Source organism: Mucilaginibacter sp. McL0603 (assembly GCF_049992945.1).
GTDB lineage: Bacteria > Bacteroidota > Bacteroidia > Sphingobacteriales > Sphingobacteriaceae > Mucilaginibacter.
The window spans coordinates 3,974,295-3,995,860 of sequence record NZ_CP188251.1 but is presented as its reverse complement, the minus strand read 5'-3'; the positions used below and the strand labels follow the sequence as shown (position 1 = coordinate 3,995,860).

17 protein-coding genes are annotated in these 21,566 nt (G+C 41.1%); 9 read left to right on the top strand and 8 right to left on the bottom strand.

Annotated elements, in window-relative coordinates; all coding sequences use genetic code 11:
- Window positions 1–41: 41 nt before the first annotated feature.
- A complete protein-coding gene (locus ACPPVU_RS18320) occupies window positions 42–935 on the top strand; it encodes an alpha/beta fold hydrolase (protein WP_426668032.1) in 894 nt (297 codons plus the stop codon).
- A gap of 516 nt (window positions 936–1,451) precedes the next feature.
- On the opposite strand, the gene ACPPVU_RS18315 is transcribed toward ACPPVU_RS18320, so the two are convergent.
- Complete coding sequence (locus ACPPVU_RS18315; RefSeq protein ID WP_426668030.1) at window positions 1,452–2,255, bottom strand: helix-turn-helix domain-containing protein; 804 nt, start codon at window positions 2,253–2,255, stop codon at window positions 1,452–1,454.
- Between the two features lie 75 nt (window positions 2,256–2,330).
- Here ACPPVU_RS18315 and ACPPVU_RS18310 point away from each other — a divergent pair, with 75 nt between their 5' ends.
- From ACPPVU_RS18310 to ACPPVU_RS18295, 4 genes are all read left to right on the top strand, one after another.
- A complete protein-coding gene (locus ACPPVU_RS18310; protein WP_426668028.1) occupies window positions 2,331–3,482 on the top strand; it encodes a 2-isopropylmalate synthase in 1,152 nt (383 codons plus the stop codon).
- Between the two features lie 147 nt (window positions 3,483–3,629).
- Window positions 3,630–4,070 (top strand): MarR family winged helix-turn-helix transcriptional regulator, encoded by a 441-nt coding sequence (locus tag ACPPVU_RS18305; RefSeq protein ID WP_426668027.1) that lies wholly within the window; start codon window positions 3,630–3,632, stop codon window positions 4,068–4,070.
- Between the two features lie 59 nt (window positions 4,071–4,129).
- The gene (locus ACPPVU_RS18300; RefSeq protein ID WP_426668025.1) at window positions 4,130–5,125 is read left to right on the top strand and encodes an NADP-dependent oxidoreductase; all 996 of its coding nucleotides are present in this window, start codon (window positions 4,130–4,132) and stop codon (window positions 5,123–5,125) included.
- Window positions 5,126–5,203: 78 nt separating this feature from the next.
- Window positions 5,204–6,298 (top strand): Gfo/Idh/MocA family protein, encoded by a 1,095-nt coding sequence (locus ACPPVU_RS18295; RefSeq protein ID WP_426668024.1) that lies wholly within the window; start codon window positions 5,204–5,206, stop codon window positions 6,296–6,298.
- Between the two features lie 459 nt (window positions 6,299–6,757).
- Here ACPPVU_RS18295 and ACPPVU_RS18290 read toward each other — a convergent pair whose 3' ends face one another.
- Both ACPPVU_RS18290 and ACPPVU_RS18285 read right to left on the bottom strand, forming a co-directional pair.
- Complete coding sequence (locus tag ACPPVU_RS18290) at window positions 6,758–7,555, bottom strand: helix-turn-helix domain-containing protein (RefSeq protein ID WP_426668023.1); 798 nt, start codon at window positions 7,553–7,555, stop codon at window positions 6,758–6,760.
- A 136-nt stretch (window positions 7,556–7,691) separates the two neighbouring features.
- Entirely contained in the window at window positions 7,692–8,675 is a 984-nt protein-coding gene (locus ACPPVU_RS18285) for an aldo/keto reductase (RefSeq protein ID WP_426668022.1), read from the bottom strand.
- Window positions 8,676–9,241: 566 nt separating this feature from the next.
- Between ACPPVU_RS18285 and ACPPVU_RS18280 the strand changes: the two genes are divergently transcribed.
- The 4 genes from ACPPVU_RS18280 to ACPPVU_RS18265 all read left to right on the top strand — a co-directional run bounded on the left by ACPPVU_RS18280 (window position 9,242) and on the right by ACPPVU_RS18265 (window position 13,426).
- Window positions 9,242–9,820, top strand: coding sequence for a HupE/UreJ family protein (locus tag ACPPVU_RS18280; protein ID WP_426668021.1), 579 nt, complete (start codon window positions 9,242–9,244; stop codon window positions 9,818–9,820).
- A 23-nt stretch (window positions 9,821–9,843) separates the two neighbouring features.
- Entirely contained in the window at window positions 9,844–12,246 is a 2,403-nt protein-coding gene (locus ACPPVU_RS18275; RefSeq protein ID WP_426668020.1) for a M1 family metallopeptidase, read from the top strand.
- Window positions 12,247–12,382: 136 nt separating this feature from the next.
- On the top strand, window positions 12,383–12,868 hold the full coding sequence (locus ACPPVU_RS18270; protein WP_426668019.1) for a DUF6702 family protein: 486 nt from the start codon (window positions 12,383–12,385) through the stop codon (window positions 12,866–12,868).
- Between the two features lie 159 nt (window positions 12,869–13,027).
- Window positions 13,028–13,426, top strand: a complete 399-nt coding sequence (locus ACPPVU_RS18265) for a hypothetical protein (protein WP_426668017.1) — start codon at window positions 13,028–13,030, stop codon at window positions 13,424–13,426.
- 541 nt (window positions 13,427–13,967) lie between these two features.
- Here the strand turns inward: ACPPVU_RS18265 and ACPPVU_RS18260 are convergent.
- The 5 genes from ACPPVU_RS18260 to ACPPVU_RS18240 form a co-directional block, all read right to left on the bottom strand.
- Window positions 13,968–14,621 (bottom strand): TetR/AcrR family transcriptional regulator, encoded by a 654-nt coding sequence (locus tag ACPPVU_RS18260; RefSeq protein WP_426668016.1) that lies wholly within the window; start codon window positions 14,619–14,621, stop codon window positions 13,968–13,970.
- An 81-nt stretch (window positions 14,622–14,702) separates the two neighbouring features.
- Complete coding sequence (locus ACPPVU_RS18255; RefSeq protein ID WP_426668014.1) at window positions 14,703–15,563, bottom strand: sigma-70 family RNA polymerase sigma factor; 861 nt, start codon at window positions 15,561–15,563, stop codon at window positions 14,703–14,705.
- 162 nt (window positions 15,564–15,725) lie between these two features.
- The gene (locus tag ACPPVU_RS18250; RefSeq protein WP_426668012.1) at window positions 15,726–17,060 is read right to left on the bottom strand and encodes an NAD(P)/FAD-dependent oxidoreductase; all 1,335 of its coding nucleotides are present in this window, start codon (window positions 17,058–17,060) and stop codon (window positions 15,726–15,728) included.
- A gap of 46 nt (window positions 17,061–17,106) precedes the next feature.
- On the bottom strand, window positions 17,107–18,453 hold the full coding sequence (locus ACPPVU_RS18245) for a TolC family protein (protein ID WP_426668010.1): 1,347 nt from the start codon (window positions 18,451–18,453) through the stop codon (window positions 17,107–17,109).
- A 21-nt stretch (window positions 18,454–18,474) separates the two neighbouring features.
- Window positions 18,475–21,564 carry an efflux RND transporter permease subunit gene (locus tag ACPPVU_RS18240; RefSeq protein WP_426668009.1) on the bottom strand — a complete coding sequence of 1,030 codons (3,090 nt, stop codon included), beginning with the start codon at window positions 21,562–21,564 and terminating at the stop codon, window positions 18,475–18,477.
- Between the last annotated feature and the right edge of the window lie 2 nt (window positions 21,565–21,566).

Below are 21,566 nucleotides of genomic sequence, written 5' to 3'. Positions count from 1 at the left end.
TAATATTAGTGATAATCTGTTCGGTATTCGTTAATTATAAATTGAAGCAGCCAACCAGATTAAACCCGATCTTTAAATCGGCCGAAGCCAAACAAAGATTTTACAGGGTTTATGATACCGCCATGATGGCCTGGAATACCCCCTATGTTTCTAAAGATGTAAATACCTCATTTGGGAGCACCCATATCAATATTTGCGGGGACGAGGATAAGCCACCGTTGATTTTACTCTCCATAATGACTTTCAGCTCTGTTAGCTGGTATCCGAATATTCCGGAATTAAGCAAGCATTTCAGGATTTATTCTGTGGACATTATTGGTGATCACAACAGAAGCGAAGCATCAAGGCTGTTACCTGATAAAAAATACTTTGTGGAGTGGCTTTGCGAGGTTATGGATGCCTTGAAATTAAATAAGGCAAATATTACCGGGGAATCCTATGGTGGTTTTATTACATTAAGTCTTGCACTTTATCATCCTGAAAGAATAAATAAGGCGATCCTAATCGCACCTGCGGCGACACTAACAGACTGGAAATTTTCTGTTAAGACATTTATTACGGTTGTTAAGATTTTTCCTTCAATTATTCCAGCTGATTATAATGAGGCATTTAAAATATTTTCGGATTACCCCCAAAAAGTGGATAGCAGGGTGAAAGATGTTTTAAAGTCTGTTTACAAAGAGGGAGTTTCATCGCAATTGATAACCCCAAAGGAATTTACTGAAGATGAATTGAGTCAGGTCAAGACGAAGACCCTGGTTATGATTGGAGAGCATGAACCAAACTATGATTATAAAGATGCTTTGCAAAGGGCAGAAAAGTTTATGCCAAATGTTACCGGATTCATGATTCCCAATGCCAAACACCTGGTCAATATCGATCAGCCTGAAATTGTAAATGAAAAAATAATTGAATTTTTTCTATCTTCAAAATAATTGGATCATTAATTGGAGTCAGCCTGTAGGCTGTGTCTACACTAAACTAAAAAGCCTTCGGTGCTGAAAGGCTCTTTGTGACCCCAAAGGTACAGATGTCGAACTCTTTTATCGATGATGTGAAGAAAATTGTGGCATTAAAAGACAAAAAATAAATGTACTTTGATGTTTTTCCGTAGGATTGTTGAGAATAAGAAATTTCCCACTAAAAATAATAAATCATTTACATTCAAATCAAATAGTTGAATAACAATTGATGATTATGACAAAGAAGTCTGCCAATACTCTGGCAATAAAAATTGCATAAGTAGGAGGTCATTAGCTATTTATGCCGTTGGTGGAAAATACCGGATTTTACAGGGCCGAAATTGCAACACCCAATCTGTGCTTTTGATATTCTGAGAGCGGTTTTTGATTTTTCATTTTGGTGTTTTTTAGTATTTTTTGGCAGAGTTTTGCCGGTGTTTTTTTTAAAAATCATTAAAAATCATTGTTTAAACATTAACAAGGCCAATTTCATTCGAGGAGGAATTTCTGTCTATATTTTTGAGGGCCGATTCCTACTAATTGTTTAAAGAGATTGGAAAAAGTTGCTGTACTCTCATAGCCGATATGGTACACGATCTCACTTATATTCATAGACGGGTCTTCCATAAGCTCTAAGGCTTTTTGCATTCTGCTTGTTTTGATAAATTGGAATATGGTCATGCCCGTCTCTTGTTTAAAGAGCCTTGAAAGTGTCCGTTCCGGTATATTGGCGGCCTTCGAAATTGACAGCACGGTAAGGTTTTCCCCCAGTGCACCTGTTATAAATTCAACGGCTTTGAGCAGTGCTTCTGATTTAGGAGGGTGCGTAAATAAGTAAATGGGTTTTGTCAGTAAAAAAGGCAACATTTTTTTTAATGCCTTTAAGCTGGCTGCTTTTAAATCAGGATTTTGGCGGCCCGACCAATGTTGCTCTCCAAAATCCAGATAATTGTCAAGTAGCGACGATGGAGGAAAAATTGCGATATCTAGGGCCTTGCCATTACAGGTTAATTCCTGGGAGAGCTCAAGAAATATCGTTTTTATCTCAACTCGCTGGGACCTGGAAATAAATTTGTGATCAAGCCTGGCAGCGATGTAAGCATAGTAATGAGCCGGTATACAATAACTTCCTTGTTCAGAATATAAATAAAGCGTTCCTTTTTCCGCAGCAATAAGCTGGGTCTTTTCATGACAGTGGATTTTCGTGTTGAATTGACCGTACGATCTTATTTCTATATCTCCATCTTCAAAACTGTCCCGGAGCGGCAATTGCGGAATTTTAACCTTTGGCATAATCCGATAAACTTACTTTTATTTTCAAATATAGCAAAACAAAAACCGGCTTTACTTTTGAAGAAAAGCAAAAACATGGAAAAAAGGAAGATAGATATTTTTGATACGACCCTCCGTGACGGAGAACAAGGCCCCGGATGTTTACTGACCCTTCAATCAAAATTGGAAATTGCTGAACGGCTTGAACTAATGGGGGTTGATATCATAGAAGTTGGTTTCCCCATCAGTTCGCCGGCAGACTTTAAGGCGGTGAGCGAGGTGTCAAAATTGATAAAAAATGCCAAGGTATGCGCACTGGCAAGGGCACGAGAAACTGATATCGACGCAGCTGCCGATGCATTAAAAAATGCTAAATCTCCCCGCATTCAATTGGGGATAGGTTCATCTGACATCCATATCAGGAATAAATTCAACAGTACAAGAGAGGAGATACTTGACATCGCTTTTAATATGGTACGCCATGCAGCAAACAAAGTGGACGAGGTCCAGTTTTTTGCAGAAGATGCGGGTAGGGCGGACAATATATTTTTAGCCAAAATGGTACAAACGGTCGTGGAAGCCGGTGCTAAAATTGTCAATCTGCCGGATACCAACGGTTTTTGCACACCATTTGAGTATTATGAAAAAGTAAAATTCGTAATGGACAATGTTCCTAATATTGACAAGATAAAAATTTCTGTGCATTGTCACGATGACCTGGGAATGGCCACGGCCAATACGATAGCCGGTCTTTTAGCCGGTGCGCAGCAAGCGGAAGGAACCATTAACGGCGTCGGGGAAAGAGCCGGAAATGCAGCCTTGGAAGAAATAATTATGACATTAGTAATCAAAGACCTGCCTTTTTTTACAACCGTAAATCCCATTTATATTACAGACCTGAGTAAGATAGTTGAAACCGCTATGTCAAATTATGTTCAGGCGAATAAAGCTGTAGTAGGTAGGAACGCATTTGCGCATTCATCCGGGATTCATCAGGACGGCGTACTAAAGGATAGAAGCAATTATGAAATAATTGACCCTAAATTGATCGGTGGCGATTTGCCTGATTTGATATTGACTGCGCGTAGTGGGCGGGCAGCTCTGAAAAATAGAATGACAGCTTTGAATATTCAATATATTGAAAATGAATTTGAGAAATATTACGAACAGTTCTTGCGGGTAGCCGATACTAAATCCGTGGTAACAGAGAACGATTTGACTGCTATTTTTGAAACGTCGAAAAATTAAATCATTAAAACCGGCGTACTATATCTTAGATTGTGGCACGGTTGACCATCAATTTAATTTAAAATCAATAAAAGGCCGAACCTAATCTTCAACGTTGTAACTATTATTTTACATGGATATATAATCCATGGTATATATATTTGCGTTATGAAAATTGAAGAAGTGATCAAGCAGGAACGCTTTAACAGACCGCAGCATAAAGCAGGGATGAATCTTATTTTTACTGCTAACTGGCTGTTGAACGAAATTGCAATTGCCCTCAAGCCCATTGGTCTTTCTCTTCAGCAGTTAAACGTCCTGGCAATTCTTAAGGGTCAGCCCAATCACACGGCAACAGTGAACCTGATTCGTGAGCGGCTAATTGACCGGATGCCGAATGTTTCGAGATTGTTGAACAAGTTAATGGACAAAGAATTAATTAAGAAGGATCGGGATCTTTCAGATCAGCGGGTTGTATACATAAAGCTTACTCCTGAAGGATTGAAAGCTGCATTAAAAGGAAGGGAACTTTTTAACAAAGTTCAGTATGGCGTCACTGATGAGCAGGCAGAATTGCTCAACGACCTTTTAGATAAAATTAGGGAGTAAAATTTTTTATTAAAATATAATCCATGGATTATTATACCATGGATTTAATAGTTAATCATATGAAAAACAGAAAAATAACTTTAAAAAAAAGGCCGGTTGGAATGCCACTGCTTTCCGACTTTAATATCGAAGAAGAATTAATGCCGGTTAGCGGTGAGGGAGAAGTTCTTTTAAAATCAGCTTATGTTTCCGTAGATCCATATCTGCGTGGTAAAATGAATGGTACTCATCCCCCCATATTTGAATTAAATGAGCCGGTATCCTCCAAAATTATTGCCGAGGTTGTTGAATCCAATAACGACAATTTCAAAAAAGGAGCCTATGTCTCCGGCTACTTGAACTGGAAAGATTACCAGGTATCTGATGGAAAAGCATTACAAAAGATCGATTCAAATACTGCTCCGTTAAGCGCTTATTTAGGCGTTTTAGGAATAACCGGATTGTCCGCATATATCGCGTTAATGGACATTGGCAAACCTGGAAAAGGCGAAACGCTGGTGGTCTCAGGCGCGGCTGGTGCCGTAGGAAGTATTGCTGGTCAAATCGGAAAAATTATAGGATGCAAGGTTGTTGGAATTGTTGGTACCGACGAGAAGATAGACCTTATAAAAACAAAATTTGGGTATGATGAGGCGATAAATTATAAGACCACACCTGACTTGAAAGCCGCGATTGCGCAGCTGTGTTCGGAAGGTGTTGATATTTATTTTGACAATGTTGGCGGATCAATCTCCGACGGGGTGATCGCTAATATGAATAATTATGGACGAATTCCGGTTTGCGGTACAATATCCAACTACAATGACATAAAAGCACAAACCGGTCCAAGCCTGCTTCCTATCGTCGTCTATAAGTTCCTGACTATTCAAGGTTTTTTGATAGGCGACCATGCGGTCCGATTCCCCGGTGTCATAGCCCAACTATCGGCCTGGTTAAAAGAAGGCAAGATCACCTATTCAGAAACAATTCTGGAAGGTTTCGATAAACTGCCCGAAGCTTTTATCGGGCTTTTTGAAGGCAGAAATGAAGGTAAAATGATTGTCAAAATTGATTAAATCATTTGACCAGGGTGCTAACGGCTAGTCAAGGGAAAGTAAATTCAATCTAATTTTGAATCAAATAAAAATACCATTATGAAAAGTAATAAAATAAGAGTAGGCATCATTGGAGCAAATGCAACAAATTGGGCTTCCAAATCTCACATACCAGCATTAAAGCTGATACCTGAATATGAATTGACTGCCGTAAGTACCACTAAATTAAGTACTGCACAAGCGGCGGCAGAAAAATTCGGAGCTAGGAATGCATTTGATAATGAATTTGATTTGGTAAACAGTCCAAATGTTGACCTTGTAGTCATAACGGTAAAAGTACCTTATCACTACAAACTGGTTAAAGCATCTATTGAAGCGGGTAAAATGACTTATTGTGAATGGCCATTGGGCAATGGCACAAAAGAGGCGGAAGAGCTGGCAGAAATGGCAGCAGCCAAAGGTTTACGAACTTTTACTGGCTTACAGGCGCTTTCATTGCCTGAAACTGTTTATCTTAAAAAAATGATTGCTGAAGGCTTAATTGGAGAAGTGCTTTCTTCCAGCATTATAGGTTCCGGGGGTGGCTGGGCTGCTGTTCGTACAGAAGGAGATCTCTACTTATTAGACCCGAAAAACGGGGCGACAATGATGGAGATTCCATTTGGACATACGCTCGCCGCATATGTTGATGTTCTTGGCGATTATAAAACCATCAGCGCTACGCTCGCCCGCCGCAGGAAAGAAGTTACCCTTTTGACGACTGGAGAAAAAGTCCCTCAACTCAGTAATGACCAGGTCGTTGTGTCGGGCATTCTTGAAGGAGGAGCGGTTGCGAATATGCACTATCGCAGTGGCATGTCAACAGGGACAAATTTTCTTTGGGAAATCAATGGCACCAAAGGTGATATTGTAATTACCGGAGGCTTGGGGCACTACCAGTTAACACCTGTTAAATTGCAATATGCAGCATCTGGTAGCAAACTACAACCGCTTGAAATTCCTGCTGAATATTTAGCAGAAGAAATAATTGTGCCTGAGCAGCCGGTGTATGGATTGTACTATGCTTATAAGGCAATATTAGCTGATATTAAAAACAATACACAGTTTGTTCCGGGTTTTGAAGATGGTGTTCGGGTCCACAAACTTTTGGATAATATTACTAAAAGTGCTGCGGAAGGAAAAACGATAGTGTAGTAATTGATTTTGCAGTATATTTTAGCTAGCTTGATTCGTTTTGGTTTAAGAGAGCCAATCGTTATGTATGCGCTTTAAATTTATGTTTTATAAGCACATATCTCGATTTACCCTGCCAGCTTCTTCAAATCCTGCAAAAAGTGGTTCGAAAATTGTCCTCTCAAGAAGACGATACCAAGAGAACCGCCTTTAAAGAGATTTAGAGGCGGTTTTTGTTTTTATAATGATTTTGTACAAATTTTTGCCCGCTTACTGTTGTTCATTCGCAGGAGACTGGACAGAATTCGAATCTTATTAGAGAATTGGAAGCTTCTAAGTGCATTCAAATTGGCTTGACAGCTTATTTATTACCTTATTCCGCCACCGGCTAAGATAACTTCACCTGTCAGCCATGCCGAATCTTCGAGGCAAGAAATACTGCAGCCGGTGCAATATCGTTTGGTTGGCCAATACGGCCAATTAAAGCTGGGAAGGAGATATTCCATATTGCTTTTTAAAAGCAAATGAAAAATGGGAAAGATTTTCAAATCCCAATTCGAGATAAACATCGGATACCTGTTGCTTTTTTTCTTTGATCATGTAATGAGCCTCCTGAAGTCTTCGTTGAACCAGCCAGCGACTCGGGGTCATATGGTAGATTTTTTCAAAGTCCCTTTTAAATGTGGAAAGGCTCCTGCCGGTCAGGTAAGCAAAACGCTCCAGGTCTATGTTAAAGTGGAAATTCTTTTCCATAAATTCTTCAAGGTCTATCTTTCCCGGTTCTGAAAAGTCAAACAGTATATTTTTCAGATCAGGGTTGGATTTAAGCAGTATTAAAACAGCTTCATTCAGCTTTACTGTGAGTAGTTGTTCTGTGCCTTTTTGCCGTAAAATAGGCTCATAGGCTCTGAGCGAATCCATAAAATATTTCAGGGCCGGTTCATCAGGTAACATCCGGAAGCCAGGAGTGGCAACCTGGCTGTCAGCCTTGTTTCCGTATTCGAGACTAAAATTACGGAGGATGTGTTGGCCAAAGAACATGGAAACAGACCTGAAATCTCCGCCCTCGGGAGGGATCTTGGTATACTTGGCGAGGTGATTCCTTCTGCAAAAGTAAAGATCCCCCTTTTTGAACGTTTGTGTCCCTTCGCTGTCACACGTGACCATTTCGCCTGAAATAATATACCCTATGGTATGTTCAGGAACAAATTGCTCACCCTCCCTGCTCCTGGAAAAGTTGCAGGAATATTTGATCGGCAGTTTTCCATCTATTTCCATCTTTTATCTGTTTAATATTCATTAAAAGCGGAAATCTTTCTGCTCCTTATTTTTGGTGCTTCCTTTTGTCGGGCCAGTCAGGGTTTCAGAACGCTGACTGGCCCGGCTTTGTAACATTAAATTCCAATTCAATGGGTTAGGAAGATACGGTTTTCTGAAAAGCCTCATGATAACGGGGCCCAGTGTTCGGGAACCAGGCAAGAATTTCTGTTATTTTCTTTGAATCTTCGGGACTCAGGGAAACCTCAGGTGCCAAAGAATTCTCGATTAAATACTTTGTCTTTTTGGTCCCCGGAATCGGAACAATATTGTCTGACTGTGCCATCACCCAGGCCAATGCCAGTTGTGAAGCGGTGCACCTCTTTTCATCTGCCAGTTCCACAAAGGCTTTGGCAAGCTGTTGGTTGTTCTGGTAATATTCTTCAACAGCAAATCTCGGCAACAATTTTCTACGGTCATTATCCATGATTTGTTTATTGTCTATAGCCGTATTGGTCAGCAAACCTCTCGCCGTAGGACTGAACGCTACGAAGGTGATCCCTAATTCTTTACAAGTTGGTAACACCCCGTTTTCTGCGTTCCTGGTCAACAAAGAATACTCTGACTGCAAGGCGGCAATCGGATGAACCGCATGTGCTCTCCTGATAATGTCCGGAGAAACTTCTGACATACCTAAATGGCGCACCTTTCCTTCTTTGATGAGCTCTGCCATGTTCATGATGGTTTCCTCAACCGGTATATTAATATCGAGGCGGTGCACATAATAAAGATCGATCACATCGGTCTTCAACCGCCGCAGGCTGGACTCGACAGCCTTTCTTATATATTGGGCAGAATTGTCAATATATCCATCCTCTGGGCCGCCACGCCAACGCCAACCAAATTTTGTGGCGATAAACACTTTTTCACGATGTAAGGACAGAACCCTTGAAATTAAAGATTCGTTATCCCCGTAGGCATCAGAAGTATCCCAGAAATTTACGCCAATTTCTACAGCCTTTTCCAAAGTAGCAAGTGACTCCCTGTTATCGGGTCTTCCGTAAGCGATGCTCATTCCCATACATCCCAGTCCTACCGACGAGATGTCCTCTTTTGTTTGTCCTAATTTCCGGTATTTCATAAGATCTGTGTTTTGTCTATTTTTATCTTGTTAATCTGATTATCATAATTGATAACCTCGCATTTTTTGTTTTCTGTTTCCATTTTCTTTATGTTTTTGCTGGTATACAAATGTCCAAAGAAAATGAGCGCACTGTTTTGTTGAAACGTTCAAGTTTAATTTGTTGAAACGTCCACTTAAAATCTTTGACGGGTTTGCCATCCGCGCGGGTTCCATTTAGACCGCTTGCACTTCACGATAAACCCTATAAAACCAGTTTCTACGCTCAGTGCCCCGGGCTGCATCAATCGTCCGAAACAGTCGCGGCTTTAGCCCTCCCATTTGACTGGGGTAATAACATCGGCATTCTGAAGAATGACAGGCCCGTTACGAGGTTAATTTTCAGGCAGGATCATTACAACATTGTTACAATGTTAAATAGTCATTAATAGTTAGTTATTTTATCTTCGCAATTTGGGGTAGCATAGCGCGGAAAATTTATTTCAGCATTTGCTGAGATCACAAATACGGGCATACGGCCTCCCGACACGGGCGGAGGGATTCAGAATTATAATTTATATTAATTCATGTCAGACTTTGTGTTTTATTTTAAGATGGGCTGGGAGCATATCATCGCAAGAGATGCACTGGACCATCAGCTATTTATTCTCGCGTTAGCCTGTGTATATACCGCCATGGATATCAAACAGGTATTGATCCTGGTCACGGCATTTACAATCGGACATTCATTGACTCTGGCTTTATCCGTGCTGGATATCATCCGGTTCCCAGGCAAATGGGTGGAATTTTTTATACCCTGTACGATCTTTATCACAGCGCTGAACAATATATTTCAAATTAATGCCCCAGGTAAAAGTGCCCGCATAAATTATTATCTTGCCTTATGTTTCGGCCTGATTCACGGAATGGGATTTGCTAATGCGATCCGGATCATGCTGGCGAAAGATCAATCCATCGGAATTGGTCTTTTTGGATTCAATGTCGGGTTGGAGGCAGGGCAAATTTTTGTGGTTGCCATCATTTTAGTGATTGGCCTGTTGTTTTTGAACGTTCTTAAAGTTAAAAGAAGAGATTGGATATTTTTCCTATCTGCCGGTGTATTTGCGCTTTCTCTAAAAATGGCTTTGGAAAGGTTTCCACTATAAATGAAAATTAAAAATTAAAATATATGAAAAGAATTTACTCGACGCTATTGATTTCCGTAGCCTATATGGGCCTGGCAGGGGCACAGGATATACAAAACAATCCCGGCAGCAATCATGGAAACAAGTTTGAACAATTAGGCACCATCTTGTCTACGCCCAACGAGCAGCGTACCGCCAGTGGGGCACCGGGAGTAAAATACTGGCAGCAGCGCGCAGATTACAATATTAAGTGCGAACTGGATGAGAAGGCGCTTCAGCTTGCCGGCAGCGAAACGATTACCTATTATAATAACTCACCCGATCCGCTGGATTACATCTGGCTGCAACTGGACGAAAATCAGCATAATAACAACGATAACGCTAACTACCAATCCGGTTCGGTTATGCCAAAAGCGGCCGGTACAATGATGTTGGACAGGGTAGAAAAGCCGGGCGAGGACAACGGCTATGGCGACAAGATCATGAGCGTCACTGACGTCACAGGCAAGAGTCTTCCTTACGTCATCAACAAAACGATGATGAGGATTGATCTTCCCGTAGCATTAAAATCAGGTCAGCAATTTATTTTCAACGTCAAATGGCGTTATAAAATATCTGACCGGATGACCGTAGGCGGACGCGGCGGTTATGAATATTTTCCCGGAGACGGCAATTACCTGTTCACTATGACCCAGTGGTATCCGCGGCTTTGTGTTTACAGCGATTTCCAGGGATGGCAGAACCACCAGTTTACCGGACGGGGCGAATTTGCGTTAACCTTTGGCAACTTTCATGTGCAAATGACTGTTCCGGCTGATCATATTGTCGGCGGAACAGGAGAGTGTATCAATTATGCTGCCGTTCTGTCTCCGGCACAGATGGCCAGGTACAACAAGGCTAAAACGGCTGATGCTCCTGTGCAAATGGTCACATTAGAGGAGGCCAAAAAGGCCGAATCCAATCCAAGTTCAGCCAAAAAAACATGGGTGTTCCAGGCTAACAATGTGCGTGATTTTGCATGGACCTCTTCAAGGAAATTTATCTGGGACGGTATGGGACAGGACGTAGAAGGCAAAAAAGTAATGTGCATGAGTTATTATGGCAAGGAAGCTTATAACCTTTACAGTAAATTCTCTACCAGGCTGGTGGCGCATACGGTAAAAACTTATTCCAGCTTTACCTTTCCTTTTCCATATCCGGTTGCCCAAAGTGTGGAGGCGTCGAACGGTATGGAATACCCAATGATCTGCTTTAATTATGGCCGAACAGAAAAGGATGGCACTTACAGTGAAAGCACAAAGAACGGGATGATCGGTGTGATCATTCATGAGGTTGGACACAACTTTTTCCCGATGATCGTCAATAGTGATGAGCGCCAGTGGACATGGATGGACGAGGGGCTGAACTCATTCATGGAATACCTGACTGAGGAACTCTGGGATAACAAATACCCCAGTAAAAAGGGGGCGGCCTATACCATTGTTGATTATATGAAGCTGCCTAAAAATGAACTGGAGCCTATTATGACCAATTCTGAGGATATCGTTAGGTTTGGCCCCAATGCTTATACCAAACCCGCTACGGCGCTCAATATTTTGCGGGAAACCATCATGGGCCGCCAGCTATTTGACTATGCCTTTAAGGAGTACGCTAGGCGCTGGGAGTTTAAGCATCCTACACCTGCCGACTTTTTCAGGACAATGGGCGACGCCAGCGGAGAGAATCTCGACTGGTTTTGGCGAGGTTGGTTCTATGGGACAGATCCTTGCGATATTTCCCTTGATTCGGTAAAGGTAGCAAAGGCGGATCTTTACGGGGACGTACCGTTTGTAAACAGACGGCTGGCCGCTGCCAATAAAGTGGCCCCGCCGGCAGTAAACGACTTTGACGATATTTCCAAAGTGAGAAACCGCGAGGATAAGAAAATAAACTTCTATGTTGACCGTGATTCGGTCGTTCATGATTTTTACTGGAAATATGACCGTGGTTTTGCCGCCGTTGACACCAATAAATTCAGCACGCTGGCTAAATCGCAAACCTATCAGCAAGGCAGTACAACACCGGTTGTATTTACGGACGAAGACAAACAGAAATATGCCGGCAAATTCTTTTATGAGTTAAACTTCAGTAATAAGGGCGGACTGGTTATGCCGATCATTGTAGAATTTACCTACGTTGACGGCAGCAAGCAGATAGACCGGATTCCCGCACAGATATGGAGACTGAACGAAAAACACGTATCCAAGTTTTACGTGCAGGACAAAGAAGTGGCTTCCATTAAGCTGGATCCGATGCGGGAGACGGCAGATATCGACGAAACCAACAATTACTGGGGGAAATTACCTGAGCCTTCGAAATTCCAGGTATTTAAACAAAAAGCGGCAGCAGGGGCAGCAAGGGGGCAATCAACTGGTATCAACCCGATGCAGGTTTCAGGCGGCAAATAAAATTTGAGTTGTTTCAGCATGGCAAACAGTCCATTTTGGGTGGTTGCCATGCTGAAATACTTGATGTGAGTTTTTTTTATCAATACGCCGGAATATGATGTTATCCTTAATATTTCACCCAATTTGGTTTTTCTTAATGGCCGTAGGAGCAGGACCTTCTGAAATACGGGCGGAAAGTCCCTGGCATCCTATACATGTAAGTACAACCAATATCAGCTTTAATAAAGAAGATCATAAGCTGGAAGTTATATGCACAATTTTCACAGATGATTTTGAAGCCGCCCTGGTTAAACAGTACGGTAAAAAAACGGATCTTACCAAAACAGAATTACACGCGGTCATGGACGTGCTGGTTAAGAATTATCTTGCGGCTCACTTGCAAATTAAAGTTAGCCCCGCTGTTTTACCGCTGAATTACGTTGGTTTTGAGATAAACAAAGAGGCAACTGATGTTTACCTGGAATCGGATAAGATAAATGAGGTTAGAAAAATCAGTGTTGACGTAAGTTTGCTACACAATTTATTCGATGACCAGATCAATATCGTTCATATCACTGTGAATGGCGTACGAAAAAGTGAAAAATTGGATTACCCGGATACAAAGATTAGCCAGAATTTCTGAATGGTCATAATGTACCCTTATGCAATAGAAAAGGCCATTTTTGATATCAAAAATGGCCTTTTTAGATATGACCCAAAAGGTGCAGATGTCGAGCACTTTTATTGAGGATTGCAAGAAAATTGTAGCTTTAAAGAAGTGAATTTTATCCCAAGGTTGGTAATGAAAAAAATAATTGGCCTTTTCTTCATATTTATTTTTGTATCTATTATAAGCTCTTGCTTTTCTTTATTAGGTGATGGTTCAAACACGTTAGTAAAGGAAGATGCAAATAGTAAACATAGTAAAAAAGCGATTTTGTTCTTAAGAGAGGCTGGCGCGACCGTGGCTAACTCGTACCAGGTAAGCGTTACAGATTATAAAACTGAGTTTGATACCGTGGCGGTTGGGAATGTGTTTACAGTTGATGATGACCACGGTAAGGCAAACCTTAATCCAAAGGCCATAAACTTCAATTGGATAGCTGATGATACGGTTGAGATTAGTTACGATAAGAATCTAAGAACCTTTATTCAAGAAAAGAAGATTGATGGAGTTGCAGTTGTTTATAAGACAAAATAAAACGATTGAACTGTTTTTATTAGCTAATAGCTACCCGCAGAGGGTTGAACTTAAAAAGTTGCAATAACGTACGGAAACGCAATATCTAAAAATGCATAAAAAAACCGCCTCTAAATGCATTAGGAACGGTTTTTAAAATTTAGTGACCCCAAAAGTACAAATGTCGAACACTTTTATTGCGGATGTGAAGAAAATTGTGGCGTTAAAAACTGACAATAAATACCATTAAGACAGTTTAATTGACCCTAAAAGGGCTGCGGATTCACTTCGCATTTAAGACTTGGCAATGTCCTGCCAAGTATTCATTTAACTCCAATCGATGCAATTTGTTAGTGTCGATCAAAAAAAAAGCTGAATAAAGTGAAGCATTTCGGGTCCGGGTGTCCGGGCAAGCCCCGTTTTCGCCTGGCGAAAACGGGGCTTGCTTTAAACTGATTTTACAATATTTAAGGCAACATTCTTTATCGGGCTAATCACCAGAGATTATTAGCCCTTAGCTTACTTGCTTTATCCCGAAAATACCAAAGGTGGCACATGATCGCTAATCATCCCAAAAAGGTCCCTCTTCATAATTACTTAAAAGCATAATGCTCCGCTGGTTTTTATACGCTCTAACAACCTCCAGTCCCATTGTGGTCACTATTCCACTTATAAGGCAGGCAAATATCTCCTCGGTTGGTTGAATTTTACTATGATTGGTTGGAGGAAATATTCCGGGATCTGACATGAGACCTAAGCTTTCAAGGAAGAACCTTGTTATTACATCGATGTCAAAATCAACGCGGTATAAACCCGTTTTAATGCCACGTTCTATATTTGCCTTAAGAGTTTGATGAATGAACAGAGCTTTATGATCTTTAAATTTTTTATAGGCCAATTCATGGTTTTTTTCGAGATCGTAAATGACAACAGGGTTTAAAACATTGTAAAGCTCCTTTATGTATAGCATTAAAAAATACAATTCAATTATAGCATTGTCACTATTTGCCGTAAGAATCTTACAGCTAAAGATGTGTTCGTCTGTTGCTTTGTCTACTAATGCCTCTACTAGTGAATCTTTATTGGGATAGAACTGATAAATTGTTTTTTTACTAATGCCTAAATCAGTTGCAATATCATCCATACTGGTACTACGAATGCCATAACGGATAAAAAGGGCATGTGCTTTGTGAGCAATTTTTTCTGAAGTTTCCATTGGTTGGAGTTATTGGCTAAAAAAACTGGAACTGGTATGTTTGAAAGCTGTCCAGGATAATGCTATTTAAAAAATAAAGTGTCAGTCAAGGTAAGACAACAAGTCCGGGGCATTGGAGCAATACCTGAGTTTATTTAGGGCTTTTACCTTTAACCGTCCAACGTGCTCTTTGGTGATATTGAACCTTTTGCCAATTTCCTCCAGTGATAATGGTGTGTATGGTCCTAGTCCAAAATACATAAAAAGGATTTCGCGTTCACGGGGCTTTAATAGTTTTAATGAGGAATGAACCTCTTTGGTGATGGCTTCTTGTATTACTTCATGATCGGCACCACTTTCATTGTTTTGTAAAATGTCAAGCAGGCAATAGTTATCTTCATCGTTAAGAGGTTCGTCAATAGATACACTCACTCCCGATTTATTCATCAATTCTGCTACCTTTTCCGCAGTTATTTCCATGTATTCAGCAAGTTCCTCAATACTTGGTTTGCGCCGATACTCCTGTTCCAGTTTGGTAAAGGACTTATAAAGCTTACTTAGCAACGTAAGCTGGTTATATGGTAAACGAACGGTCCGCGCATGTTCGGCAATGGCGGAGGTAATTGACTGACGTATCCACCATACTGCATAAGAAATAAACTTGAAGCCTCGTGTTTCATCATAGCGCTTCGCCGCCACCATTAAACCAATATTCCCTTCATTGATCAGGTCGCCAAGAGTAAACCCCTGATTTTGATATTGTTTTGCCACTGATATCACAAAACGAAGATTGGCTTTCACCAGTCTCTCCAATGCAGCCTGGTCACCTTCTCTTATGCGACGCGCCAGGCTCACCTCTTCTTCAGTCGATAACAATTTTATCTTGTCGATCTCATTAAAATATTTGTTTAATGATTCGTATTCACGCTGGGTAATACTTTTTGATATAACTAATTGTTTCATTGTAATTTGATTGTATTTCTATTCAAGTTATTTGCTTGGTCTTATAAAAATGATCCGGGCTTCAGATTTGCTTTGGGAATACTGAACAGGCGAAAGCTTTTAATCGACCAATAACAATAGAGTAATATGAGTTCCACCACTCACTATTTTATTATTTCCATTTTATCGCCCGGTGTAATTCCTGCCTAGTTTAAATTGCTCCTTCGGATTTTCAATATCTATAGTACCATTCTCATTAATCGTTATTTCATCCTTTTTTGGTCGGATGATTAATCGTAGTGCGGGATCGTTTGTTATTAAAGCCCAGAACCAATTGTAAGCGAGTTTGGCTTTGTTCCCAAATCCCACAATGGGGATGATGTGTACAAAAAGCCAAACAAACCAGGCAGGCATTCCTTTAAAAAAGCCCTTAGGTAAATCAACTACAGCTTTGTACTTTGAGATAATTGCCATGCTTCCTTTGTTTCTATATTTAAATGCCTTTAACTCTTGCCCCGATTGTAATCTCTTAAAGTTTGAGGCGAGAAGAATTCCTTGCTGAATTGCGACCTGGGCAAGTTGCGGGTGTCCGTTTGGATAACCCGCATCAGTTGTTTGAAAGGATTGATCGCCGATAGCGAAAATATTTGGGGTTCCCTCTATCTTATTAAATTTATCAACTATAATTCGGTTGCCACGGCTCATGGTTATATCTGGCAGTCCTGGCACTTGTGGTGCAATAACACCAGACGCCCAAACCAACGTTGCTGACGGGATGCATTCTCCTGTTGAAAGTAGTATATTGCCATCGACATAATCCTTGACAGCGGTGTTCAATTTTATCTGCACACCTAACTTATCTAATATTTTGTACGCTTCTGCCTGCGATTTTCCGCTCATCGGGCCGAGTAACGCCTTTCCTGAGCCAATCAAATAAATAGTGCCCTGTGTATTTTTAAGCTCAGGATAATCCTTATTTATAATAGTCCGCATCATTTCAGCAAGCATACCGGCTACTTCCACACCCGTGGGGCCACCTCCCGAAATAACAATATTCTGGAACCTTCCCTTATCCACTGCGTCAATTGTTCTCACCGCTTTTTCAGCATTCAACAGTAAATGGTTGCGGAGGCGAATTGCATCATCAATTGTTTTCATAGGCAATGCCTGCTTTTTTATATTTTCCAATCCATAATAATTGGTCTCTGTTCCCATGGCCAGCACCAGATAATCATAATTTAAATCACCATCTGAGGTCTCAATTTTGTTGTCTGCTGCAACAATGTTTTTTAACTCGCCAAGGTGAAAATGCAGGTTTTCCTTGTATTGAAACATTCTCCTAAAGGGGTAACTTATATTGGATGCTTCAATGAAAGCTGTTGATACCTGATAAAGCAGTGGCGGAAAAAGATGGTAATTATTCTTGTCGACAAGTGTTATATCAAATAATTGGTTACCGGCAAGATGCTTTGCGAGGTTGAGGCCTGCAAATCCACCTCCAATGATTACTATTTTCATATTATTTTCTTTAAAAATTCTTTCAGTTATGGTTTTTTGCGCCGGCTTATTGGCCGGTAAGGATTTTCAAGTCAGAAACCGCCATCAGATAAGATAACTGCGCTGCATACATATCGGCCTCTGATTTTGCCAGGAGCGACTTTGTATTAAGCAAATCAGTTTTCACATTAAGACCGGCGGCTTGCTTATTTTCTTGTAATTTCAGCTCCTCCTTCTGGTAGAAAACGACCTTTTGCGCAACGGCGATCAGCGCCTGAGACTGATTAATTTTTCTATAAGTCTTTTCAATATCATTGTTCACCGTCAGCTGGGTGTTAAGGATGTTCTCTTCAGATTCCTTTAACTGAAACTGTCTCTGTTTTACTATTTTTTTATTTGAAAAAATATCCTGGATGTTCCATTTCAGAACCACACCTAAAAATGGATTGTTAGCAGGTAATATAGCATCCCCGAATACATATGAATATCCGCCAACCAGACCTATATCCGGTATATTACTTTGCCTGGCTGCTTTTATTCCCAATACAGCTTTTGTTTTGTTCAGGTTAGCTATTTGCAGGTCGGCGTTTGAATTACCTGCTTCCTTCTTGTACTCCTCTAATTCATTTATCTGTTGAACTACCGGCTCAATCTCTGCAAGCTTCAATGAACCAGCATCAATCCCGGTTACGTTTATCAGATCACCTATATAATCCTGTATCTGTATGTTTATCTTCAAGATGTTTTGCTCTTCGTCGGCGATATCAGCTTGCAATCCGGCTTTATCTGCATTGATTGTCTTACCGGCTGATAAAGCATTTTCAACATCCGTATATTTTGATTGAGCCAGAGCCAGCTTTGCCTCCGCTTCATCCAGTTGCTTTTGTGAAATCAATGTTCCGTAATAGAGTTTTACTATTGCCTGCTTTATTTGAAGGGACATTTTGAATCTTTCTTTTTCGGTTGATTCCTTATCCGCAACATCTACTTTCAGTAAAGTTTTGATTTTGGCCTGTTGGGTGATCGGCTGATAAACCGATAATCCAGCGCTATAATTATTGTGTTTACCTACATTAAAACTTTCATCAGTGTTGGGAAGCAACACATTATTTGTTGGGCTTAGTGGGAACTCCCCGATCGTGCCTTTAGGAATCGTGATCGCACCCAAATTGAAAATGCGCTGATAGTTACCATTCATGATTGGAACAGGATACCTCTTGATTTCATCTTCCTTAACTTTTGCCTCCTTTTCTTTGATTTGCCACTTTTTTATCGCTAATACGTGATTGTTTCTTAATGCGGAATCTTGCAATTGTTGCAATGTGTATGATTCCACGTTTTGTGCGTGCAATAGGCTGCTGCAGCCCAGGAAAATAATTAGCAGCAGTAAAAGGCTTTTTATGATTTTTTTCATTTTACTTGGCTTTAATTTTTTTTAATTGATCGGTTTTGACTTTATCCAGGAAATGTATAGTACAGGAACAGAGATTAAGGCCATAACCATGCTCCATACCACGCCAAATGCTAGCACACTTGCAAGAGGCGCCCACATGGCGGATCCTGATATGATCATGGGCAGCACACCAATCGCTGCAGCCATAGCAGTAAGGAAGATGGGCCTTAAGCGCCTTTTCCCTGATTCAATGGCCGCTTCTTTGATATCAAGTCCGTGTTTCATCAATTCATGGGTATGGTCGACCAGGATGATGGCATTGCGCACTACAATTCCAGAAAGCGCTATCAGGCCAATAAAAGATGTGAAACTGAAGTAGTTTCCGGTAAGGTATAGTCCCATGATTGCGCCGAACAAACTCAGCGGTATCGTCAGCATCACTATTGCCGCCTCTTTGAGGTTACGGAATTGAAAAAGAAGAATAAAAAATATCAGCACAAGGCTCACCAGCAAAGCTGTAATTAATTGGCCCAATGCTTCTTTTTTGTTAAAATCTTCGCCACCATATTCGATGCGGTATCCGTTGGGCAGTTGCAGTTTAGCAATCTCAGGCTGTATAGCCGCTAATAATTCTGACGGAAGAACTTCTGGCGTCGTTTCGCTTTGCACGGTAAGTGTCCGAACGCCGTTGCGGTGCATAATACGGCCGGTCTGCCAGCGAGGGGTCAAATCTGCAATTTGTCTCAGCGGAACATCAGCGCCGGTAACAGAGGATCTCAAATAAACATTTTGGAGATCATTAGTAGTCTGCCTGTTTTTTTCATCCAGACGAAATACAATATTTACCGGATTATTGCCTTCATACATCGTAGAAATCGCGGCACCGCTAAATCCCGTGTACACTGATTGAGAGACACTCGTAGTAGTAAAGCCCAGACGGCTGGCTTCTTCTTTTAATTTTATCCCTATTCCATAATAGTCTTCTGCAAAGTCGCTTCTCACAAAACGACTGCCTTTTGCTTTTTTAACAATATCACTTACCTCAATTGCGATAGCTTTCAAATGATCGATATCCTCGCCGACAATTCTAACCTCTACCGGTGCTTTGAGGGATGAACCCTGCTGCATTAATTTAACATAAGTTGTGCCCTCCGGTATTAACTTGTCGACCTTGCTGCTTAATTCCTCTGCAAGTTCGTCAGTGGTCTGTTCTGTGGTGGTGTTAATAAGTATCTGTGCATAATTATTTGTGGGAAACTCCGGGGAGAAATTATAATAGAACCTTGGGGAAGCAGTACCAGTAAATGTTGCATAGGAAACTACTCTTTTGTCGTTTTTCAACAGTGCTTCCACCCTTAAAATTGCCTCATTGGTTTTTTCCAATTTTGTTCCGGTCGGCATCCATAATTCTACAACAAACTGGCTCCGCTCTGCTGCCGGAAAGAATTGCTGCCGTACTCCTTTTGAAAACAATATAAGTGCAAGTGCAATAGGCACTAAACTGCTGATAATCGTCAGCTTTGGATGATTGACACACCAATCCAACAGTTTATTATAGCCATTCTGCATTAAGTCAAGCAATGACTTTCTTTCCTTCTTTTTAGGTGCTTGTTTTATTTCTTCTTCAGCAACATCGGCGTGCTGGTGCAACCCTTTCCTGATAAAGGTGTAACAAAGCATAGGGGTCAGTACCATGGCTACCAAAAATGAGGAGGCAAGGGCGACTGCTACGGTTATAGGCAACGCGAAAATAAATTCACCCACAGTTCCCCGTAACAAAATCATCGGCATAAATGAAGCAATGATGGTAACAGTGGCCGCAAGTACAGGCACTACCAGATCATTGGCACTTCTCCATGCGGCGGTAGCTCTGTCAACGCCTTCATCTAATAGCTCCACATAATTGTCGGCAATTACGATGGCATCATCCACTACCATTCCCAGTACCAGGATCAATGCGGCCAGGGAAACCTGGTGCAGTTCGATCCCCAGCGCACGCATTATTGCATAGGTTACTGCAACCGTCATCGGGATTGCCATAGCTGCAACGGTGGCTATACGTAAGGGTAAAAGTAATACGACCACGACGATAACTGATATGATGGCCAAAAAGAATTCCCGGATGAAATGTGATATATTTTCGTCAACCACCTGAGGTTGATTAACAACGGTAGTAATTTTGATGTCGGATGGTATCACTTTTCTGGCCTCTTCGATCTTGCCGGTGACCTCTTTACCAAAATCCACGATATTATTGCCTTCCTGCATTTGAACCGAGAGCATAATAGCTTTGTTGCCATTAACTGTAATGATATTATCCGGATCAGCATAATCCCTGGTTAAGGTAGCAACGTCACCTAACTTTGCTACAGAACCCGACTGAGAGGTGCCAACTATTTGATTGGCCAGGTCTGTTTCGGTATTATAGTAGCCATTCGTATAAAGCGGCGTCTTACTACTGCTTGTTTTAACCTCGCCGGTCGGATTAATGCTGTTTTGAGATTGCAGGAGTTGTACCACTTGTTGTGGGTTAACGCCATACTGGGACAGTTTCTCCGAGTTAGATGACACCACAATTTCTTCTTGCTGTTCGCCTATCCGCTTTATTTTTGAAGCCGCGGGGATAGTTCGCAGATAATCTTCCAATCGTTGAGCGTAATGTTTTAATTCTTCGTAGCTGGCGCTGGTGCTTTGCAGCCCGATTACCAGGGCTTCGGTGTCGCCGAAATCCGAGTTTACTACAGGCCCTTTTACACCTGCCGGTAAATCAATTTGCCTGGAGACTAAAAGCTGGTGGCGAAGCTTGCTCCAAAATATGTCGGGTTGTTTTACCCTTTCAGTCAGCTCAACATTAACTACCACCACGCCATCTTTCGTAGTAGAGTATGTTTTGGATTTATCTACCTCTTCATATTGAAAAAGATATTGTTCGAGCTTTTTGGTAACCTGGTCTTCTACCTGTGCAGAGTTAGCTCCCGGAAAAAATGCGATAACTAAGCCTTGACGGATGGTAATTTTAGGATCCTCCCTGCGTGGCATGGTCAAAAGAGAATTTACACCAACCGCAAAAAGCAATAGTAATACCGACAATGTAACGGCCTTATATTTGAGTGATGCTTTTATGATATTCATTA